At 44.5% G+C, this 19,206-nt stretch carries 13 protein-coding genes; 5 read left to right on the forward strand and 8 right to left on the reverse strand.

Going from position 1 to position 19,206, the window contains the following annotated elements; translation table 11 throughout:
- Positions 1 to 416 precede the first annotated feature (416 nt).
- Positions 417 to 1,295 carry a WecB/TagA/CpsF family glycosyltransferase gene (locus DSM107010_RS15240; protein ID WP_015152907.1) on the forward strand — a complete coding sequence of 293 codons (879 nt, stop codon included), beginning with the start codon at positions 417 to 419 and terminating at the stop codon, positions 1,293 to 1,295.
- A gap of 71 nt (positions 1,296 to 1,366) precedes the next feature.
- Here the strand turns inward: DSM107010_RS15240 and ileS are convergent, their stop codons facing one another.
- The 3 genes from ileS to DSM107010_RS15255 form a co-directional block, all read right to left on the reverse strand.
- The gene (ileS, locus tag DSM107010_RS15245; RefSeq protein WP_127023305.1) at positions 1,367 to 4,303 is read right to left on the reverse strand and encodes an isoleucine--tRNA ligase; all 2,937 of its coding nucleotides are present in this window, start codon (positions 4,301 to 4,303) and stop codon (positions 1,367 to 1,369) included.
- Positions 4,304 to 4,336: 33 nt separating this feature from the next.
- The gene (locus DSM107010_RS15250) at positions 4,337 to 7,264 is read right to left on the reverse strand and encodes a two-partner secretion domain-containing protein (RefSeq protein ID WP_015152909.1); all 2,928 of its coding nucleotides are present in this window, start codon (positions 7,262 to 7,264) and stop codon (positions 4,337 to 4,339) included.
- 114 nt (positions 7,265 to 7,378) lie between these two features.
- Positions 7,379 to 8,218 carry a Ycf66 family protein gene (locus DSM107010_RS15255; RefSeq protein ID WP_106167478.1) on the reverse strand — a complete coding sequence of 280 codons (840 nt, stop codon included), beginning with the start codon at positions 8,216 to 8,218 and terminating at the stop codon, positions 7,379 to 7,381.
- Between the two features lie 257 nt (positions 8,219 to 8,475).
- Here DSM107010_RS15255 and DSM107010_RS15260 point away from each other — a divergent pair, with 257 nt between their 5' ends.
- Positions 8,476 to 8,865 carry a nuclear transport factor 2 family protein gene (locus DSM107010_RS15260; RefSeq protein ID WP_106167479.1) on the forward strand — a complete coding sequence of 130 codons (390 nt, stop codon included), beginning with the start codon at positions 8,476 to 8,478 and terminating at the stop codon, positions 8,863 to 8,865.
- Positions 8,866 to 9,447, forward strand: a complete 582-nt coding sequence (locus tag DSM107010_RS15265) for a nuclear transport factor 2 family protein (RefSeq protein ID WP_106167480.1) — start codon at positions 8,866 to 8,868, stop codon at positions 9,445 to 9,447.
- A gap of 57 nt (positions 9,448 to 9,504) precedes the next feature.
- Here the strand turns inward: DSM107010_RS15265 and DSM107010_RS15270 are convergent, their stop codons facing one another.
- From DSM107010_RS15270 to serA, 3 genes are read right to left on the reverse strand one after another with little or no spacing between them, the layout of a single operon-like run.
- A complete protein-coding gene (locus tag DSM107010_RS15270) occupies positions 9,505 to 11,730 on the reverse strand; it encodes a fused MFS/spermidine synthase (protein ID WP_106167481.1) in 2,226 nt (741 codons plus the stop codon).
- Positions 11,731 to 12,642, reverse strand: a complete 912-nt coding sequence (gene prmA, locus DSM107010_RS15275; RefSeq protein WP_106167482.1) for a 50S ribosomal protein L11 methyltransferase — start codon at positions 12,640 to 12,642, stop codon at positions 11,731 to 11,733.
- A gap of 51 nt (positions 12,643 to 12,693) precedes the next feature.
- Entirely contained in the window at positions 12,694 to 14,274 is a 1,581-nt protein-coding gene (serA, locus tag DSM107010_RS15280; protein WP_015152915.1) for a phosphoglycerate dehydrogenase, read from the reverse strand.
- A 367-nt stretch (positions 14,275 to 14,641) separates the two neighbouring features.
- Between serA and DSM107010_RS15285 the strand changes: the two genes are divergently transcribed.
- Positions 14,642 to 15,154 carry a hypothetical protein gene (locus DSM107010_RS15285; protein ID WP_015152916.1) on the forward strand — a complete coding sequence of 171 codons (513 nt, stop codon included), beginning with the start codon at positions 14,642 to 14,644 and terminating at the stop codon, positions 15,152 to 15,154.
- A 52-nt stretch (positions 15,155 to 15,206) separates the two neighbouring features.
- Here DSM107010_RS15285 and DSM107010_RS15290 read toward each other — a convergent pair whose 3' ends face one another.
- Positions 15,207 to 16,364 carry a glycosyltransferase gene (locus tag DSM107010_RS15290; RefSeq protein WP_106167483.1) on the reverse strand — a complete coding sequence of 386 codons (1,158 nt, stop codon included), beginning with the start codon at positions 16,362 to 16,364 and terminating at the stop codon, positions 15,207 to 15,209.
- Positions 16,365 to 17,054: 690 nt separating this feature from the next.
- Here DSM107010_RS15290 and DSM107010_RS15295 point away from each other — a divergent pair.
- A complete protein-coding gene (locus DSM107010_RS15295) occupies positions 17,055 to 17,834 on the forward strand; it encodes a photosystem II electron transport protein, Sll1252 family (RefSeq protein WP_127023308.1) in 780 nt (259 codons plus the stop codon).
- Positions 17,835 to 17,938: 104 nt separating this feature from the next.
- Here the strand turns inward: DSM107010_RS15295 and DSM107010_RS15300 are convergent, their stop codons facing one another.
- Positions 17,939 to 18,718, reverse strand: coding sequence for an SDR family NAD(P)-dependent oxidoreductase (locus tag DSM107010_RS15300; RefSeq protein WP_106218945.1), 780 nt, complete (start codon positions 18,716 to 18,718; stop codon positions 17,939 to 17,941).
- Positions 18,719 to 19,206: the final 488 nt, after the last annotated feature.

The following is a 19,206-nucleotide window of genomic DNA, read 5'->3' on the forward strand; positions in this document are numbered from 1 at the left end:
TTGGACTCGCCAATCTTTTCTTCGGAAGCACCATACATTACGCTTGTAAAATAATCAGAATAAATGGCAGGCTTGCATCTAATTTGATTTTCTTAAGATACAGTTAAATTAAGCTATGAAAGAGTAAAAATAGAGAGCTTTAGTGATACTTTAATAAGTATAAGTTGTAAAAGACTTTGATTATTTAAAATAAAGCAATTCTGCTAAAGTTTTGGTTGAGTGATAGATCGAACAAATTTTAAATGAATCGGTAAGATACTATCAGTTTGCGAGAGGCATTTAACCTGATTCTGCAAACTATGTCAGAGATTAACAGCCGATTTCGACTATTTTTTGTGCGTGCGGAGATGGCTTTATACATTACGCACAGCCAGGATTGTTAGCTGAGGTTCCACATTGCTGGCAACAGAGAAATAATGAAAAATACACGACAATCCACGCTAAATGATCGAGAATTATTTAGCGAACAACATCAAATTCAAAATCAATCCTTTGAGACTCTAGATTTAGAATTTAGAGTATTAAAAGTTTATAAAAAACTTGACGTGATCGATTCACCTGTTAGTGCTTTACCGTTTGAATCTCAAATTAACTTAATCTTAGAGTGGGCAACGAGTAAAGTTAGTAAATTTGTTTGTGTGGCTAACACTCATATGCTAGTAGAAGCTTACTGGCATCCAGAGTTTGCCAAAGTTTTGAAGAATGCAGACCTTGTGACTCCTGATGGAATGCCTTTAGTCTGGATGTTGAAGTTGTTGGGAGCGCGTACCCAAAATCGTGTTGCGGGAATAGATATTCTTTTATCTTTATGTAAACTCGCTCCTTTGAAGAACGTGAGCATATTTTTCTTAGGTTCTGAAACACCAGTTTTAGAGAAAATGAGAGAGCGCTTGGCGCGGGATTTCCCTAACTTGAAAATTGCTGGTATGGAGCCTTTGCCGTTTCATCCACTGACGCGCGCAGAAGATGAAGCTTTGGTTGAAAAAATTCATCACAGTGGTGCTGGGATTGTTTTGGTCGCTTTAGGTTGCCCGAAACAGGAATATTGGATGCAGCAACATCAAGGTAAAATCCGAGCAGTAACGATCGGATTGGGGGGAGCATTTCCTGTTTATGCAGGAGATCGAAAAAGAGCGCCCCATTGGTTGCGTTTTGGTGGTGGCGAGTGGTTGTATCGGTGGCTGCAAGAACCACTGAGACTATCGAGTCGATATGGTCAAACTATCCCAGTATTTACTTTGCTAGCTTTCAAGCAAATACTATTGTGTTACTTAGTAAAATCTCAAGGTTCATGAAATTTGATGATGTAGCGATCGCTAGTCACTGGCAATTTGCCAATAACTAACGACAGCTAACTAAACGACAATCATAATTCTCCTGCGAGAGCGGGAATACATCGTTCGCACAAGAGCGGATGTGCTTGAGATGCGCCGACGTGTATAGAATAATTCCAACAGCGATCGCATTTTTTCCCGTCAGCCTTAGCGACCCCAATTCCCAAAGCTTCAGATTGGAAATTATATTTCAATTCTGTTAGGGTTGCGGGAGTATCGAGCAATTCTACCCCAGAAGTGATGAATAAATAGCGTAACTCATCAACACCGTTGGAATGAGTAGATGGCTGTGCGTCCGTACTGGGGTTTAAAAATTGCAGGCGTTGTCGCAAATTAGCATCGGCGACATATAATAGTACCTTTGCTTCGAGAGAAGAACCGATCGCCTTTTCAGTACGTGCTTGTTCTAATACCTTATTCACTTCCGTGCGGAGTTGGCGCAACTGAACCCAAGATTCTGCCAGCTCTGAATTTTGCCATTTGTCCTCTAACTTCACCCAGCCGGATTCAAATACAGATTCATGCGACTTGGGGTAGGGGAGATATTGCCAGATATCCTCTGCCATGTGACACAATACAGGGGCGATCGCTTTGGCTAAGTTTTCTAGGGCAATCTGCAAAACTGTTTGACAACTGCGACGGCGAAACGAATTAGCGGCACTGATATACAGCCGATCCTTGGCAATATCTAAATAGAAACTCGATAAATCTACGACACAGAAATTCTGCACGGTTTGGAAAAAACGGAAGAATTGGTATTTATCAAAAGCTTGTGTTACCTCAGTAAATACTTCCGTCATCCGGTGCAGCATATAACGATCCAATTCTGGTAACTGCTCGTATGGTACTGCATCCTGGCTGGGATCGAAATCGTGCAGATTTCCTAGTAAGAAACGAGCCGTGTTGCGAATTTTATTTCTCGCATCCGCTAGCTGCTTCAAGATATTTTTACTGATCGGCACGTCAGCGGAATAATCTACCGAAGACACCCACAACCGCAATACATCTGCACCGTAGGGCGGTTCTTCTTTTTGATTTTTACCACCGTCAATAACTACCGTGGGATCGACTCCATTTCCTAAAGACTTGCTCATCTTACGTCCCTGCTCGTCCACGGTATACCCGTGAGTCAAAACAGTTTTGTAAGGTGCGTGACCGTTGGTCGCAACGCTCGTGAGCAAACTAGACTGGAACCAACCGCGATGCTGATCCGATCCTTCCAGATACAGATCGGCTGGATAGGATAATTCCGGTCGCTGTTGAAGGACAGCCGCCCAAGAGGAACCAGAATCAAACCAAACATCCATCGTATCAATACCTTTACGGTATTTTCGCCCGTTATCGCGATACTTTTCTGGGAGCAACTCTTCTACCGACATTTCCCACCAAGCATCCGAGCCTTTTTCGGCAAAGATATTTTGGACGCGCGCGATCGTCTCTTCATTCAGTAGCGGTTCCCCAGTTTCTTCATCGTAAAATACGGGAATTGGTACGCCCCAACTACGCTGGCGGGAGATACACCAGTCAGAACGCTCAGCTACCATTGCGGTGATGCGGTTTTCTCCTTGAGCGGGAATCCACCGGACATGGGCGATCTCTTGCAGGGCTGCATCTCGAAATCCTTCTACCGACGCAAACCATTGCTCAGTTGCCCGCAAAATCACGGGTTTTTTCGTCCGCCAATCGTAGGGATACTTGTGGACGTATGGTTCTTCCTTCAGCAGCGAACCAGCTTGTTCTAAAGCTTGAACGACTGCGGCGTTACCTTCCCCTAATACGTTAAGCTTGGCAAATTGTCCGGCTTCTGCTGTAAAGTTACCATCGGCATCGACGGGAGAGAGGATCGGCAAATTATAGCGCATCCCCACTTGATAATCTTCTTGTCCGTGTCCTGGTGCGGTGTGGACGAGTCCCGTACCGGATTCCGTCGTCACGTAGTCGCCGCCAATGACAATCGGGCTTTCGCGATCGCACAATGGATGGCGATACTTGCAGTGTTCTAGTTCGTAGCCTTTGAATGTAGCTTTGACAGTGAGTTGAGCGCCAAGTGTTACAGATAATCTCTCCACTAAATCCGCCGCAACAATGAGGTATTGTGGATTTTGGTCACGCAAAGACGCGAAGGCGCTAAGGGTGCTTTGCGTCTCTGCGTCTTTGCGTGACATTTCCACCACGGCATAAGTTAAGTCGGGGTTGACTGCAACTGCTAAGTTGGCTGGAATTGTCCAAGGGGTTGTCGTCCAGATGGCTACCCAAAGATGGGGGAGGAAGGATTTGAGTTTGGGGAAGACTGATGGCTCGATGTGAGTCATCGGAAAAGCTGCATAGAGACTGCGGGAGGTGTGTCCTTCGGGATACTCTAGTTCTGCTTCGGCTAGGGCGGTTTTCGAGCTGGGACTCCAGTAAACGGGTTTGAAGCCGCGATAAACGTAGCCTTTTAAGACCATCTGCCCAAATACGCCGATTTGGGCAGCTTCATATTTTGGTTTGAGAGTCAAATAGGAGTTTTCCCAATCACCGATTACCCCCCAGCGTTTGAGGCTGGCGCATTGTTCTTGCATTGCTTTGAGGGCGAAGTCCCGTGCTTTGTGGCGCAGTTCTAAAGGTGTGAGCGAAGCGCGTTCCTGCGGCTTCATGCTTTGGATGACTTTGAGTTCGATAGGCAATCCGTGACAGTCCCAACCGTGAATGCAGCGAACTTTACGCCCTTGTTGGAGTTGATAGCGATTGATGATGTCTTTGAGGATTTTATTCAGGGCATGACCGATATGTAACGAACCATTGGCGTAGGGGGGTCCATCGTGTAAAGTGAAAATCTCGCCAGAATTTTGCTGTGACAGGCGATCGTAAATTTGATTTTCTGCCCAAAACTTTTGGATCTCTGGCTCGCGCTTGGTGGCGTTTGCCCGCATGTCAAATTTGGTTTTGGGCAGGTTTACGGTATCTTTGTAGCTTCCTAGTTCTGTCACAGCTTTGTCTAAAATAGGGACAAGGTTATTCAACTATTTTAGAAGTATTTCTGCGGCAGGATAAGTTCCGTTACAGTTTAATGCAGGCGATCGCATTTTATTTGTAGATGCAGCCATCAATATAACTTCATTTTTTTCGTTGAATGCCCATTGAGTCGCTTCGACAATTTGAGTTGGGACAATTTGAGTTGGGGCAGAATTTACGACGCGATCGGGTATTGTGTTGGAGCGGCTCTCTGCTTCAGGTTCCAGCATCGCCCAATCAGTTAGGACTGTCTCAGCATTGAGTCGTTCTCTCGGGTTAGGTGGTAAGCCGCCGCGTCCATTGACGACGAATTGATTCTCGCTGCCAGTAGCACAACCAGCCACAATTTGGTTAGAAGCATCGACTAATTCTACTGGTAATACAACTAATCCTTGACTGGGATCGACATCTATATCGTCTATTGTCACTACGCCATCAATACCGCGATCGCTCGTTGCAGCGATCCGACTGTCGGGAGAGATAAACAGCCCTCGGACATTAATTTCGATATTACCACCACGACCTGCAAAAGCATTAGCAGCAATCTCGCTGTTTTCCAGTGCCACTAAGAACGTCGTGTCTATATTGATATTGCCTCCATCTCCTCCAGCTTGTGCCGTACCTGCGGTAGCAGAAATAGAACTGTTGCGGCGTAGTAAGAGCAAGTCTGCAATTTGCAAGGTAATATTTCCACCATTACCCGATCGCGTGGTTGCCGTGAGGGAGCCGTCTTCTACCCTCATGGAGTCAGCGGTGACTGCGATATTACCTGCATTACCTGACTGACTGCTGACTGAGATTTGCCCTCCATCTCCGATCCTCAACTCTTTGGTCGTGACTTGTAAAGAACCTCCTCGTCCTGTAGACTGCTCGGTGGTATTGGCAAATATGCCACTCGCCGGACTAATGGGACCAACTGAACCAGAAAAATCTTCTAGCTGGCTGACTTGGTTAAAGAAGTTGAAGTAATCGGGATTCCTAGAGGCGATCGCAATCCGGTTTTTGGCATTAATAATGATATCGCCAGCATCACCGCTATTGGAAGCCGTTGTCAGTATTTGACCACCGCGATTGAGATCGAGTACATCAGCATTGACAATAATATTACCACCCCTAAACGTACTGAGGCTTTGGGCGTTGATCGCACCTCCATCAAACACTCGTAAGGTTCCAGTGGTAATGCTAATCTGACCTCCCGTACCATTTGCCCCTGCTCCAGTGCTGGTTAGCAAGGTAGAATATTCACGACCTTTCAAGCGAATATCATTTGCTGTATCGGGAAAAATGACAGGATATCTACCGGAAACTTCTACAAAATCGGTAGTATCAATCTCAATGTCACCAGCTTTGCCAAAGCTAAATGTCCTAGTTGATAGTTGCGCTCCCCCAGTTATAGATAAAGACTTGCCTTTAATGTAAAAGTTGCCACCATTACCTTGATGTGGTTTTTCTCCACCTACACCAGATTGGCTGGCAATCCAGCTCAGATTTGCAATCGATATTGGACCACCTGCTTTAATCGTAATATCTCCTCCATTGCCGCGTCCTTCAAACACGTTACTAGCGATAAAACTATTATCAGTAATGGAAATGGAGTCATTGGCTTGTAGTAAAATCGTCCCACCCGATGCCTTAAAGCTAGCTGCTACAATCTCGCTATCAGATATATCAATCGAGCCATTGGCTTTTACCGTAATATTTCCGGCACTATCGCCAAATGAGAGGGTAGAAAAAGCGCTGTTGAGTCCTGTATCAGTAGCAGATAAAGTGACAGAACCAGCAGTTTCTACAAAGATATCACCTGAAGCTGCCCGATCTACAGCATTATCTCTAAACTGTATAGCACTGACTCTGCCAAGATTATCGATTGTCAGCGATCCAGCTTTGATATAGACATTACCAGCTCTACCACCAATGCCATTATCAAAGACATTAACAATGCTGCTAGATTGACTAATTATTGTTGCACCTGTTGTATCGATCGCAATGTCTCCGCCCCGCACGCCAGCAACTCCCTGTCTGGTGGCGATCCCGTTAGCCAGGGAACTTTCTCCTAAAAGTTGTAACTCGCGTGCAGTCACAGCAATACTACCTCCACCATTAGCTGCCACATCGACTTTAGCGGCATTATTGAGCAAAACATCTGCTCTGGCTGTATCCTTGGGAAAACTCAAACGCAATTCGCTGTTGTTGAAATTCAGCCCTACCGTCCCCTCTGCTGTCAAACCACCTAACTCGACGCGACTATCGGGAGCGCGAACGATTCCACCATCTAAACTCACGTCACCACCTACTAAAGCTAGGGTTTTACTGGGTTTTACTGTTAATCCAGTCGCTTGACCTTGAGTCGCGATCGCCCTAGCTTGATTTACAATCCTGCCTGCATTTGTCCCAAACTGCAAGCCAATCGGAACGCTGATAGTTAGCAAAGGCGTGGTTTGCTCCGCACTAGCACTGAAACTCGTGTCATCTGCAAATTTTAGACTTTTTGCCGTACTAGCGATAAAAGAACCACCTATATCTAACCTGGCATTTGTACCGAAGATGATGCCATTGGGGTTGAGCAGAAATAGACTAGCAGCACCATTAGCTCTGAGCAACCCATCAATATTGGAAATGGAGCCACCTGTAACGCGACTGAAAATGTTTTGAATATTATTGGCGTTATTAAAGTAAGCAGAGCGTCCAGTTAAAACCGAAAAGGAGTCGAAACTGTGGAACAAATTATCGCCTCGTGTCGCTCCACCAGAAATAACATCAACCGTAGGATCGACAGGTTGAGATGTAACAATAGAACCCTCTGTTCCCAATGTATTATCTGGTACAACTTGAGCTGAAGCAAAATTTTCCAGGCTAGCGATCGCACCACAAATCGCTATAGCAGATGTCCAGCCTACCATGCAATAATTTTTATGTTTCCCAGCTATGACAACCATTACCCTTCCCCAGCAAATGCGATCGAGTCAAATTCTACACATGCATAAATACGATACATGAGTGCATGACTATATATGGTTACAAAGTATTGCTGGGAAACAGGTACTTACGACTTACGACTTCTCCTCGGTCTCAGGTGGCGAAGCTGGTTGATGCTTTTCTTCTGCATCTTCAATTGCAACTTCTACTAATTCGGAACTGGGGGGATCGGGACGGTGTAATTCAGTGACTTCGCTCTGTGAGGATAACTCGGTTTCAGTTTCGGTAGTCGTCGATTCTTCTGGTTGCGTGGTTTCAACTGGGGTAGCTGCTGCAATGTCTGGGTTTGGTTGAGATTCAGGAGCGACAATAGCGTTTTCGGCTGGAGGAGACACTTCTACTTCTGTAGCGATTTCGACTGGGGGAGACACTTTCACTTCTGTAGCAATTTTTTCTTCAAAGGTAGACGCTGACTCGGTTGTTTCTGGGGCTGTAGAAGTACGACGATCGACAATTTCTACAGTGGGAGTAGATTCTACTGGCGGTGTCGGAACCTTTTTGACATCACTTTTTGGTTGTAGCTGCTCTTTGGCTGCGGTCGCTTTACTCGTTGCTTTCTTGCCAAACTGTGACAGCTTTTGTAGGGGTGAAATTTTGGTGACTTGCTCTTGAACGTTGCTTTTTACCTGTGCTGCGCTCGGTACAGCTGTTTGTTGTTGTTGAGGAGTGAGTTGGCGGCGTAACTGTAGAGTTTGGAACGCATACCAACCCAGTAACACGACTCCAGCGACTTGACCTAATAGGAGTCCTCCTGTAATCTGCTTGGCACATACCCATAAGACTAAAGCATAGAACAACCCTACGCCGCTCCAATAGATATCGTTTTTGCGACCAATTTCTGGAAAGAAAAAGGCGGCTAGGTAGATGCCAAGACTACCAATAGCAACAGCTAACGCAAGGATGTATGCAAGCATTTCTCATCTACTCCTAACTTAGAGTGTTTTCTGGGGATATCTGCTGGGGGCGTTTTTTTACACTAGCTACCTTTACCATTTTGCGGGAGATTGTTGACTTAGATACAAAACAAAAATTAATTCTCTGTATCTACTTACCAGGTTGACATTTTTACCCTAGTGTTGTTCTCTGCTATATGGGCGATACTGTGGCGATCGCGCACTCGCTCCTTCTCAAGAGTTAAATTGAGATTGGACAGTACGAAAAAAGGCGATCGATGACAAATCTTGAAGTTATTCAAGAGCTATACAGAGCTTTTCGCGAGAAAGATTACGATGCTTTTCAGCAAATTTGTACTGCTGACCTTACATGGATACAGAATGAGGGATTTCCGCAAGGTAAGACGTATCAAGGTGCAGAAGCAGTCATCGCAGGAGTTTTTAAATCCAATAACGAGCGTTGGGAGATGTTTTCATTTCAGATCGATCGCTATCTTGATGCAGAAAATTCTGTAGTTGTCATTGGAGCATATGTAGGTCGCCATCGGGAGACGCAAAAATCGCTGCGTGCAGTTGCTGCGCACGTATACGATCTAGTTGATAGCAAGGTGTGCCGCTTCCAAATGTTTGCGGATACGAAAGCAATCTGGGATTCGATGGTTCGATAAATGAAGATCGACTTACATCAGGTGAAAATTAAATCGTATAGGGTAGCGTTAGCAAAGCTTTCCAAAGGAATTGCGGTTCTGGTTGGAATTGCTATTGTTTTAATTAGCATCGAAGTATTTGCAGGCATACCCACACAGATGAATGTCACTAATTCCAGCCCAGCAGGGAGAAAAACAACTCCTCCAGAACAGATCCGCACAATCGTTCGTCAAGCGAGAGATAGCTGGGTCAATGGAGATGCAGATGCTTTCGCTGCTTTATTCACTCCTGACGGAGAACTGATCGTCCCAGGACAAAAATGGGTAGGTAAAGATGCCATCCGCAAAGCAGCAGCAGATTTTGCTACTTATGCCTCAAACGTCAAAATTGAAATTCGCCAAATTATCATTGAAGGCGATCGCGCTGCCGTAGAGTGGTATTGGGAAGATACAGAAAAAGCTTCAGGTCGTCGCAACCGTGCAGACGATGCCATTATTGCCGATTTTGTCGCAGGTAAAATCAAGCGCTGGCGCGAATATATCGACAGTAAAACGCCAGAGACAGTGACCAGTGACCAGTCACCAGTGACCAGTCACCAGTGAGCTGAGGAAGTTGAGGAAGCAACCACCAACTACCAACTACCAACTACCTATTACCCATTACCCCTGATTCAAATAATATTCCGATCGCGGGAACAAGTCTGTATTAACAGGTTGAGGTTGACCGTCTTTGGCGTGGGAGTAGAAATTGACCTGGGCAGTTTTGACATCTTGACGAATTGCTTCGACATTGACGCTTGCTTTTGCTAAAAAATTCAATACAGATGCGTCCTCTAGTTTATTTAATAGCCGTTGTCGATTGAAGTCAACGGGGCGATCGCTGCCAATTAAAACGTGTAAATCGCCGCTCATGCTTAACTGAATTACGTTAGGGAATACGCTGCGGAACGTCTGCGCTGTGCCTAAACCTACGTTCCATTCCACAAACATACCACCTGGGGCGAGGTGCGATCGCACGGCTTGAAAAAACTCTTGCGAGTAGAGCATACCAGCTCGCGATCGCCAGGGATAGATCGCATCGGCTTCAATGATGTCAAATTTTTGTTGGGATAGTTCCAGCTCTTGCCGTCCGTCACCGACAATAAATTTATAACGCGGGTCTTCAAATAAGTATTTGAGCGGCTGACCGTTAGGAGTTTGAGCATATTGACGCAAAACTGTCAACTCAGCTCCAACTAACTCTACGACTTTAATTTGCCGGGTTGCAGGGTTTACTCCTGCTGTATGAGCTGTCCCCCCCGAACCCAGTCCGATAATTATGACTTGGGCGGGATGGGGATGAATCAGTGCGGGTAAACTGCCCAGGAGGGCGTGAACTTGCATGTAAGGGAAACTGGCTTGCGCTTGTCCGCTGGCGAGTAAAGTCCCTTGTCCGTTTACCTCTGTGACGGCGGCTACACCTGTTGAATCTTCAGCAGCTAGGAAATATTGTGTGGCTGGAATGCCATGTAGAGCTGCCCAGAGATGAGTATTATTGGGAAATACAGCAATGATGACAGCTAGGGCGATCGCCAGCATACTCGTAAGCTTATCTCTCCTCAGATTGAAACATAGCAGGGCAAATCCCAGTCCCAACCACGCAATGAATCGCAAGGAACCCGCCGTACCGAACTTATCCAACAGCACCAATCCCGTCAGCAGGCTACCTGTAGTATTGCCTAAGATATTTGCGACTTGAATGAAACCGACTCGCTGTCCAATTTGGCTATCTTTTGTTTGTACGGCTTTCTGTACTAAGGGAAAATAAAAACCCAGTAAGAAATTTGGCAATACGAGCATAACCGAAGGTATGACTACATATCTCAAGATGACAATAGAAGTAATATTATTTAAGTCAATGTAGCCGATATCTGTACGTAAATCTGTCGGATGAGATTGGTAGTAAATGCTAATCAGCCAAATAGAAATTAGCGCATAAGCAGCTATACCAGCTTGAATCGCAAAAAAGGCTTTTTGAGGTTGACGAATGAATCGAATTGTTGCCGATCCTGCAATACTACCTAAAGCATTTCCAACGAGAATAAACGCGAGAAGATGAGCGTATGTATAGGCGATCGATTGCAATACTGTATCTAAAACCCGAAACCAAATAATCTCTAAAGAAATTGCTGCAAAACCGGAAAGAAAGACCAAAAAACACCACTGCCATAGAGAACGCGATCGCAGCGCTCCATTTGCCGTATTTGATGCAACTAATACAGGGTAGCTAGGCTGAAACTGACGAGAAATAGACCAGGCAATAATTCCCACTACAGTACTTAGAATTGCACCGAAATAAACTGTTTTTTCATATCCAAAAGTACCGATAATATACCAACCAGAAACGAGCGTTCCCAGCCCCGATCCGAGCGTATTTAAACCGTATAGCAGACCAATTCGAGCTGCTGCACCCTTTGCATGACGGCTAGTTGCTTTCGTTACTAGAGGCAGCGACACGCCCATCAAGGTAGTAGGAATTAATAAACTAACAAACACGATCGCCAACATCATTGCTGGAGATTGTGCCAAAGATTTTCCTTGCAGAAACAGCAAGTCGTAAAATAAAAAGCGGCTACAAACAGCAAAAATAGCAATTCCAAAATTGCAACAACTATAGATTTGTACTGCCTGACGGTTACTGAGGCGATCGCTAATCCAGCCACCCAGCCAGCCACCTACACCCAGTCCTAACAAATAGGAGGCAACCACAATCGTTACCGATCGCACATCAGATCCAGAAAACAATCCCAGCATTCGCTGCCACACTACCTGATAAAGCAGCGCTGTAAACCCTGAGAGAAAATAAACAATAAATAGGGCAGGAATTGCCCTTTTGTCATTGGTCATTTAAGACCGTCTCACATTAAAACAACACCATTCTTTGCGTCGCCAAAGAGTTGCTACAGTCCAGCCATAATGTTCTAAAGTATCGGCTACCGATTGGGCTTGGTCGATTAAAATGCCGCTGAGAATGCCCCAAGTTGAGGGTTTAGAAACAGAAGTAATTTGGGGAATTAATTGAATGATGACATCTGCTAGGATATTGCACGCAATGCCGTCGAAAGATGCTTGGGTCATTTGAGGCAGCGTGTTGACGCTACCCTGTCCTACAATTATGCGATCGGCAGAAATTTGATTGAGTTGTCGATTGCTGTGGGTGGCGTTGACTGCCATGATATCTGTATCTACAGCATAAACTCGGCTAGCACCAAGTAAAATTGCTGCAATTGAGAGAATACCAGAGCCACAGCCAATATCTGCAATAACTAAGTCTTCTCGACTGGAATTGGGAAGATCGTCCAAGCGCATTTCTAAGGCTTCTAAACATAACTGCGTTGTGGCATGGTTACCCGTACCAAAAGCAGTTCCAGGATCTAGCCTTAGCAAAAGTCGCTCTGATTTTTCTGGCACTGGTAGCCAAGCAGGATAAATTAAAATGCGATCGCCCACTTCCTGCGGTTGCCAGTACTGTTTCCAACTGCTTGCCCAGTCTTCTTCATCGATTAAATGCCACTGCATTTTGGGCAGCTCTAATCCTACCAGCAAGGCATCCTGTCGCAACCACAGCGAAAGGGCAGCTAAGTCAAGTAACTTTACTTGTTCTTGTGGCAAATATGCTTTCACCAAACAAACATTACCATCATTCTTCTGCCGTTCGCTTGCCATCCCACGACAGCCAAAATCCTCTAGTCGCCAGAAGATCGTCTCTTCTAGGTCTAGATCGCACACAATTTGAATTTCCCACCAGTGATTTGCCATAGTTAGCGGTTAGCAATTAGCGATTAGCAACTAGTTGCTAATCGCTAATTGCTATAAAGTTACTGTATACGCATCGCGAATGCCTGCAACTTTGGTGATTTCAGTCAAAATCCCATCGGGCAGGGGGTCGTCTAAACTCAGTACCATTACCGCATCGCCGCGCACGATTTTGCGTCCGACTTGCATACTGGCGATGTTGACGTTAAAGCTACCCAGCAGGGAACCGAGTTTACCAATAATTCCTGGCATATCTCGGTGGAGCGTGAATAGCATGTGCGAACTGGGAGGAATGTTGATCGGGAATTCGTCAATGTTGGTAATGCGAATTTCGCCATCACCTAATAGCGCCCCCGTCACTGAATGCTCGCCCATCGAACCCTTGGCTGATAAGTGCAAGGAACCTGCATAATCCCGAATGGCAGCATCTCGCGTTTCAATAATCCGAATACCCCGTTCTTTGGCTTCGACGCTGGCATTAACGTAATTGACTCTTTCTCGCAGTGCTTGAGAAAGCAATCCTTTCAGGGCAGCAACAACCAATGGTTGGCTCTTATTAGTAGCAAGTTCCCCTTGCAGTTTGACATTGAGTAGATCGACTCGTCCCCCAGCCAGCTGACCGACTAAATTACCCAGAGTCTCGGCAAGTTGCATGTACGGTCTGAGTTCTTCCAAAATATCGGGGCTGAGTCCAGGGATATTGACGGCAGAACGGGCTGGTAAGCCTAGCAAGACATCGCGGATTTGCTCTGCTACGTCGATCGCTACGTTGACTTGTGCTTCTGTGGTCGAAGCGCCGAGGTGAGGGGTGAGGATAATTTCTTTTCCTAATGCTCTTAGCGGCGATTCCTTCAGGGGTTCTTCCTCGAAGACATCCAAAGCCGCCCCTGCGATTTTACCCGCCTTAAGTGCTTCTGCTAGCGCCGCTTCATCGATAATGCCACCCCTAGCACAGTTGATAATCCTAGCATTGGGTTTCATTTTAGCCAGTGCCTCGGCGTTAATTAAATGTGTTGTTTCTGGGGTTTTGGGGATGTGCAGCGTAATGTAATCGGCTTCTTGTAGTAGGATGTCTACCTCGACTAAGCGGCAACCTAACTGTTCGGCTCGTTCGGTAGAAATAAATGGGTCGTAGGCGAGTAACTTCATTCCCATCGCTTTAGCCGCCGTAGCAACGTGGGAACCAATCTTTCCTAAACCCACCACGCCAAGGGTTTTTTTGTAGACTTCTGCCCCCACAAAGGTTTTGCGATCCCACTCACCGCGTTTGACAGAAGCGTTTGCATCGGGAATGTAACGCGACAATGCCAGCATCATCGCGATCGCGTGTTCGGCAGCGGCGATCGTATTTCCTTCGGGAGAATTGACGACGACAATTCCTTGACGGGTGGCAGCAGGTACGTCTACATTATCTACGCCCACACCAGCACGACCGATAATTTTCAGTTGATGCCCAGCTTCGATAATTTCTTTAGTAATGCGACTACCAGAGCGAATCATCAACGCATCATACTCTGGGATCGCCTGTACAAACTGCTCTGGTGTTAGACCGATTTTTACGTCAACAGTAGCAACTTGGGAAAGAATATCAATTCCTGCCTGGTCGATTGGGTCAGATACGAGAACTTTAGCCATGATTAACGATAGGAATCCAGTGGGAAAAAGGCACTATTAATGATAAGTGAACTGTCTGCTCGTGTGAGTAATTTGTTTATCTACTCGCTTTGAGCGACAGCAGCGATACACAAGACCAGGGGTGATTCCAGTAGCGCGTTACTCTCAGCTCAAGGGTTGCCTTTAGTTAGGTTAAGTTGTGCTTTCGGTAATTCGCTGCCGCAGTACGATATTTTAACAGTTAACAGGGAGCAGGGAGTAGGGAGTAGGGAGCAGGGAAGAAATTTATTCTAAATTCTCCTTGTCCTCCTTGTCCCCCTTGTCTCCGTTGTCTCCCTTGTCTCCCTTGTCTCCCTTGTCCCCCTTGTCCCCCTTGTCCCCAACTTCCATGAATTACCTTATCGCCGTGTTACCCGATCGCATTCAAGCAGAAGCAGCTTCTGTAGCTTTAGAAAAAGAAGGTATACCTACCGATCGCATTACTATTCTTGGTAGAGGATACAAAAGTGCAGATGAGTTTGGCTTGATCGATCCCAACGAGCAAGCTGCTAAACAAGCAAAACTGATGGCTTTCTGGCTCGTACCGTTTGGTTTTGCCTCTGGAGCTGCTTTCAGCGTGCTGTCTGGTCTAGATACCTTTGCTTGGGCGGGTGAAATCGGCAATCATGTCATTGGTGGTTTACTAGGTGCTGTGGCTGGTGGTATGGGGAGCCTATTTGCTGGTGGTGGTGCTGGTTTGGTGTTTGGTAGTGGCGATGCTTTGCCGTATCGCAACCGTCTCAATGCAGGTAAGTATTTAATTGTTGTTAAAGGCACGGATGGCACACTTCGACAAGCAACGAGCGTACTACGTCGATTTGAACCCGAAAATATCCAAGGCTATGCTGAAACGACTGGCTGATATTCAGTTGTCAGTGTAGAGACGTTACATGTAACGTCTCTACTGTGGTTTTTTAATCCTTGGTCTCTATCTGTGCTTCACAAAGAGTTTTGTAGAAGTTTTTGCCAAATTCGTCGAGATTGAATTCTGTCATAATTCGTTTTTTATGATTTAACAAATACTCTGTATTGTCGCTATTTTTAACTCGGAGTAAAGTCTCAATAGCAGCTTCACTGTCACCAAATTTAAATAACCATTCTTGAGGTAAAATTTCTAACATTCCATCTATGCTAGAAGCAACTATTGGCAAACCATAGTACATTGCTTCTAACATGACTAATGGTAATCCTTCTAGTCGAGAGGGAATGACGAGCATGTCTATGGCAGAGTAGATATATGATAAGTCATTTCCCCAAGGAATAATTTTAACTCTTTCGCTTAAACCAGAAGTTTGAATGAGTTTTTGTAACTTCTCTTCATCTGAGCCATCACCTACGACTAGTAATTTGATATTTTCTAGCTTACTGGCATATTTCGCCATTGACGTAATGAGAAAGTCATGACCTTTGTGTTTGAGTTCGATTCTAGCAACCAGAGCCACTACATAATCGCTGTTATCTATGCCGTATTTTTGCCGAGATATGTTTCGCTCCTGTCGATGCCATATTCTTAAGTCGGGACCGTAATATACTACAGAAATTTTTGATTTAACTCCCTGCTGAACTAAGTTATATTTAGCCTGAGCGCTAGTCGTAATAAATGCATCTGGCAATTTGTAAAAATGCAAATTAATGAAATCTCTTAATTTAGAGAGTTTGCCTTGCATTAACGATAAAGATTGTGTTAGCGGGATAAAGCTAATTGCTTTAAGGTTAGCTTTTTTCGCTGCTAGCAAACCGAGGGAACTAAGTTCGATCGTGCCTTGAACGACAATGACTACATCGGGTTTGATAATAGAAATAGTTTGAGCAATTTTAGCAACTACGGGAAACGATAATAATGCTCCTAAGTTTCTAAATCTTGCTGCTTTGAACTCTATTGGATAAAGTTCGAGGTACTTAAATTCTCGCACTAGTAAAGTTAAGCGATCGTAAAGTCTTTGATTTCCTTGATAAAACATAAATCCAACCTTGAGGTTGGTATTTTCTAGTAAGTATTTAACTGCATCCACAGCAGAAATACTATGACCGCCAAAGCCAGAGCCATCATCGTAAAATAGTATTCTTTTCATCTGTTTGATTTAGTAGAATTGTAAGAAAATCAAGACAAACTCAACTCACTTCTGAGTGCTATAGCAATCCTATTTGATTCATGAACGTGGAGCAGGCTAGAAGCCTACTTTACAAATCATTTAGAACTGCTATAGCACCCAGAAGATCGATAATCAGTCCATGTCCAATGATGCTCGCCGCTTCAAGGTCTGCATCTTTAGACGCGATGAGCTGCACCCAGATGGCGATCGCTAGAGAACACCAACGCCATAATTACTTAATCTTAGAAAGACTTGAGAAATATTTTATTCTGCAAACAGTCCAATTATCATATTCTTTATCTTGCGATAAAAGTATCTCTAGATACAGAATAGAATTGAGTTTTTTGCTGTTGACATCTATTCTTTACGGAAGAAATATTTGTGTAAAATATAACATAGAACTGTCTGGGCGAAAAGAGTGGAGCTGTGCTATTCGTGAAGGTAAGGAGCAAATGCAATGTTGGTAACAGATGACTAGTGTTAGGATATCTGCATAGGAAAACGGGTTGGAGATCGAAACACGATCGAGTTTGAGCCTCTCGCAACGTCTATGCTGCTAACACATGTACCAAAAATACAAGAAATGACAGCAGTTGGATTTTATGCGGATAACAATAAGTGTCAAACAATATAGAACATATATAGCCAACTAAAAGTTAGAAAATTAAGATGTTGCCGAGAGAAGACTTATTAAAAGGTGTAGAAAATCGAGAAACTATCGTTCGTGTTATCGATCTAGCAGAGCAAGCAATCAAAACTTGGGAAGTAGTACTCACTGATTTTTTATCGCCCCCAGAGTTAGCTGAGAGTCAGCAAATTTTTAGTCGTTTGACTGACGTACAATTAGTAGCTTGGGGCGGTTATCCTCAAGCAGAACGGCAACGATTAGCGATCGCTCGTGCGGAAGTCCCTCTCGATTCATCCCAAGTGACAGTAGCAGCAATAGATATTGCCGGGAACTTTCTATTTGATACCGCTACCCATCGCGATTTTTTAGGGGCGATGCTAGGCACGGGAATTGTACGGGACAAAACTGGCGATATTATTGTGTTGGGAGAACGGGGAGCGCAAGCAATTGTTGTACCAGAATTAGTAGAATTCTTAGCAATGAATTTAAAGCAAGTGCGTTCCGTTCCCGTCAAAATTCAGCAGATCGAGCTGAGCGAATTAAGAATTAAAGAACCGAAAAAAAAGGAATTAACAACAGTAGAAGCCTCTTTACGATTAGATGCGATCGCCTCTGCTGGGTTTGGGATGTCCCGCAGCAAAATGGTAGATTTGATCGAAGGTGGAGACGTGCGCGTTAACTGGAAAGAAATGAGCCAATCCAGCACTCAAGTCAAAACTGGAGATTTAATCGCTATTCGCGGCAAAGGACGATTAGAAGTGGGAGAAGTCGCCGTCACGAAAAAAGAGCGCTATCGCATCCAATTAACGCGGTATATGTAATCGGTAATTGATAATGGGTAGTTGGTAGTTGGCAATAGATTATTGATAATTCGAGTAGTCGGGTATTCGGAATTAAGTGTTCCCTGTTCCCTGACAACAAAAACTCAACTAAGCTTAAACACTTTTCCAACTAAACTGACTAAAGCTTGGCGCGGTAAAAATCGATAAGCATTAGCACTAATTTTATTTGTCAGTCCCGGAACGATCGAAGAACGGTTTTTTTCTAAAGCTTGAAGTGATTCTTTGACAACTTGCTGAGGTGAAATATAATTTTTAGCGATCGTCTCTGAAAAAGTCGTGGGAAAATCAGCCTCTTGGAAAAATTTCGTTTCAGTGGGACCAGGACAAACAGCTAAAATCCGTACCCCATACTTGCGATTTTCTGCCCACAATGCCTCGCTAAAACTGAGGACAAAAGCTTTACTGGCTGCATAAACAGAAAAGTAAGGTATCGGTTGGAATGCAGCAGTAGAAGCAAGATTGATAATACCTCCAGATCGACGCTGGCGCATTCCTGGTAAAAATTTGTGAGTCAAGTCTACCAACGCTAAAACATTCAACTGTACCATTCTGACTTGGCGATCGCCATCTCGTTCGGCAAAATCGCCATAATCTCCAAAGCCAGCGTTATTGATTAATAGATCGATCTCTAATCCCTTTTCCGTTACCGTATTGTAGATAGCTGTAGCTGTTTCTGGTACAGTTAGGTCGTGGACGAGGACGTAGACTTGAATTTGATATTGTGCTTGTAACTGAGCTGCCAGCTGTTGCAATTTGTCAGCGGAACGAGCTACTAAAACTAAATCCATTTGTCGAGAAGCTAACTCATGGGCAAAAATAGCACCAATTCCCGCAGAAGCACCAGTAATCAAAGCTGTTGGCATATTAAAAGTGAGTCGTAAGTTGTAGGGGCGGGTTTAATGTTGAGAATACCGAGTCTAGGACTGGAAATTCTGCGGTGAAACCCGCCCGTACGAGTGAATTGTGAGAGCGATCTATCAGTCAAGTACTTAAGTAATTCTAACGCTTGACTACCAGTTACCAACTACCAGTGACTAATTCCCAAACATCGCAATATATCTATCTTTGGAAGTATATACTACAGCTTATTTTTGATAAATGCTAAAAAATTGTGTCTTAAGAACAGTTTAATTGCGACCTAAAGTTATATTTTCTTAAAATTAAGGATTTTTTGCTAACACTCACAATTAAGAAACGCTAATGAATCACCATAAGCTTTTAAATTGGCTGAGAAAATATCCTTGGCTTTGTTTAGCGTTACTAGCCATACCTAGCACGGCTTACGCTGCTGACGGTAAGCCGACAGGAATCTTAGGGGCAATTGATGCTAGAGCATTTTCTAGTCTACTGA

Origin of the sequence: Chroococcidiopsis cubana SAG 39.79, assembly GCF_003991895.1 — a bacterium.
Classification (GTDB): domain Bacteria; phylum Cyanobacteriota; class Cyanobacteriia; order Cyanobacteriales; family Chroococcidiopsidaceae; genus Chroococcidiopsis; species Chroococcidiopsis thermalis.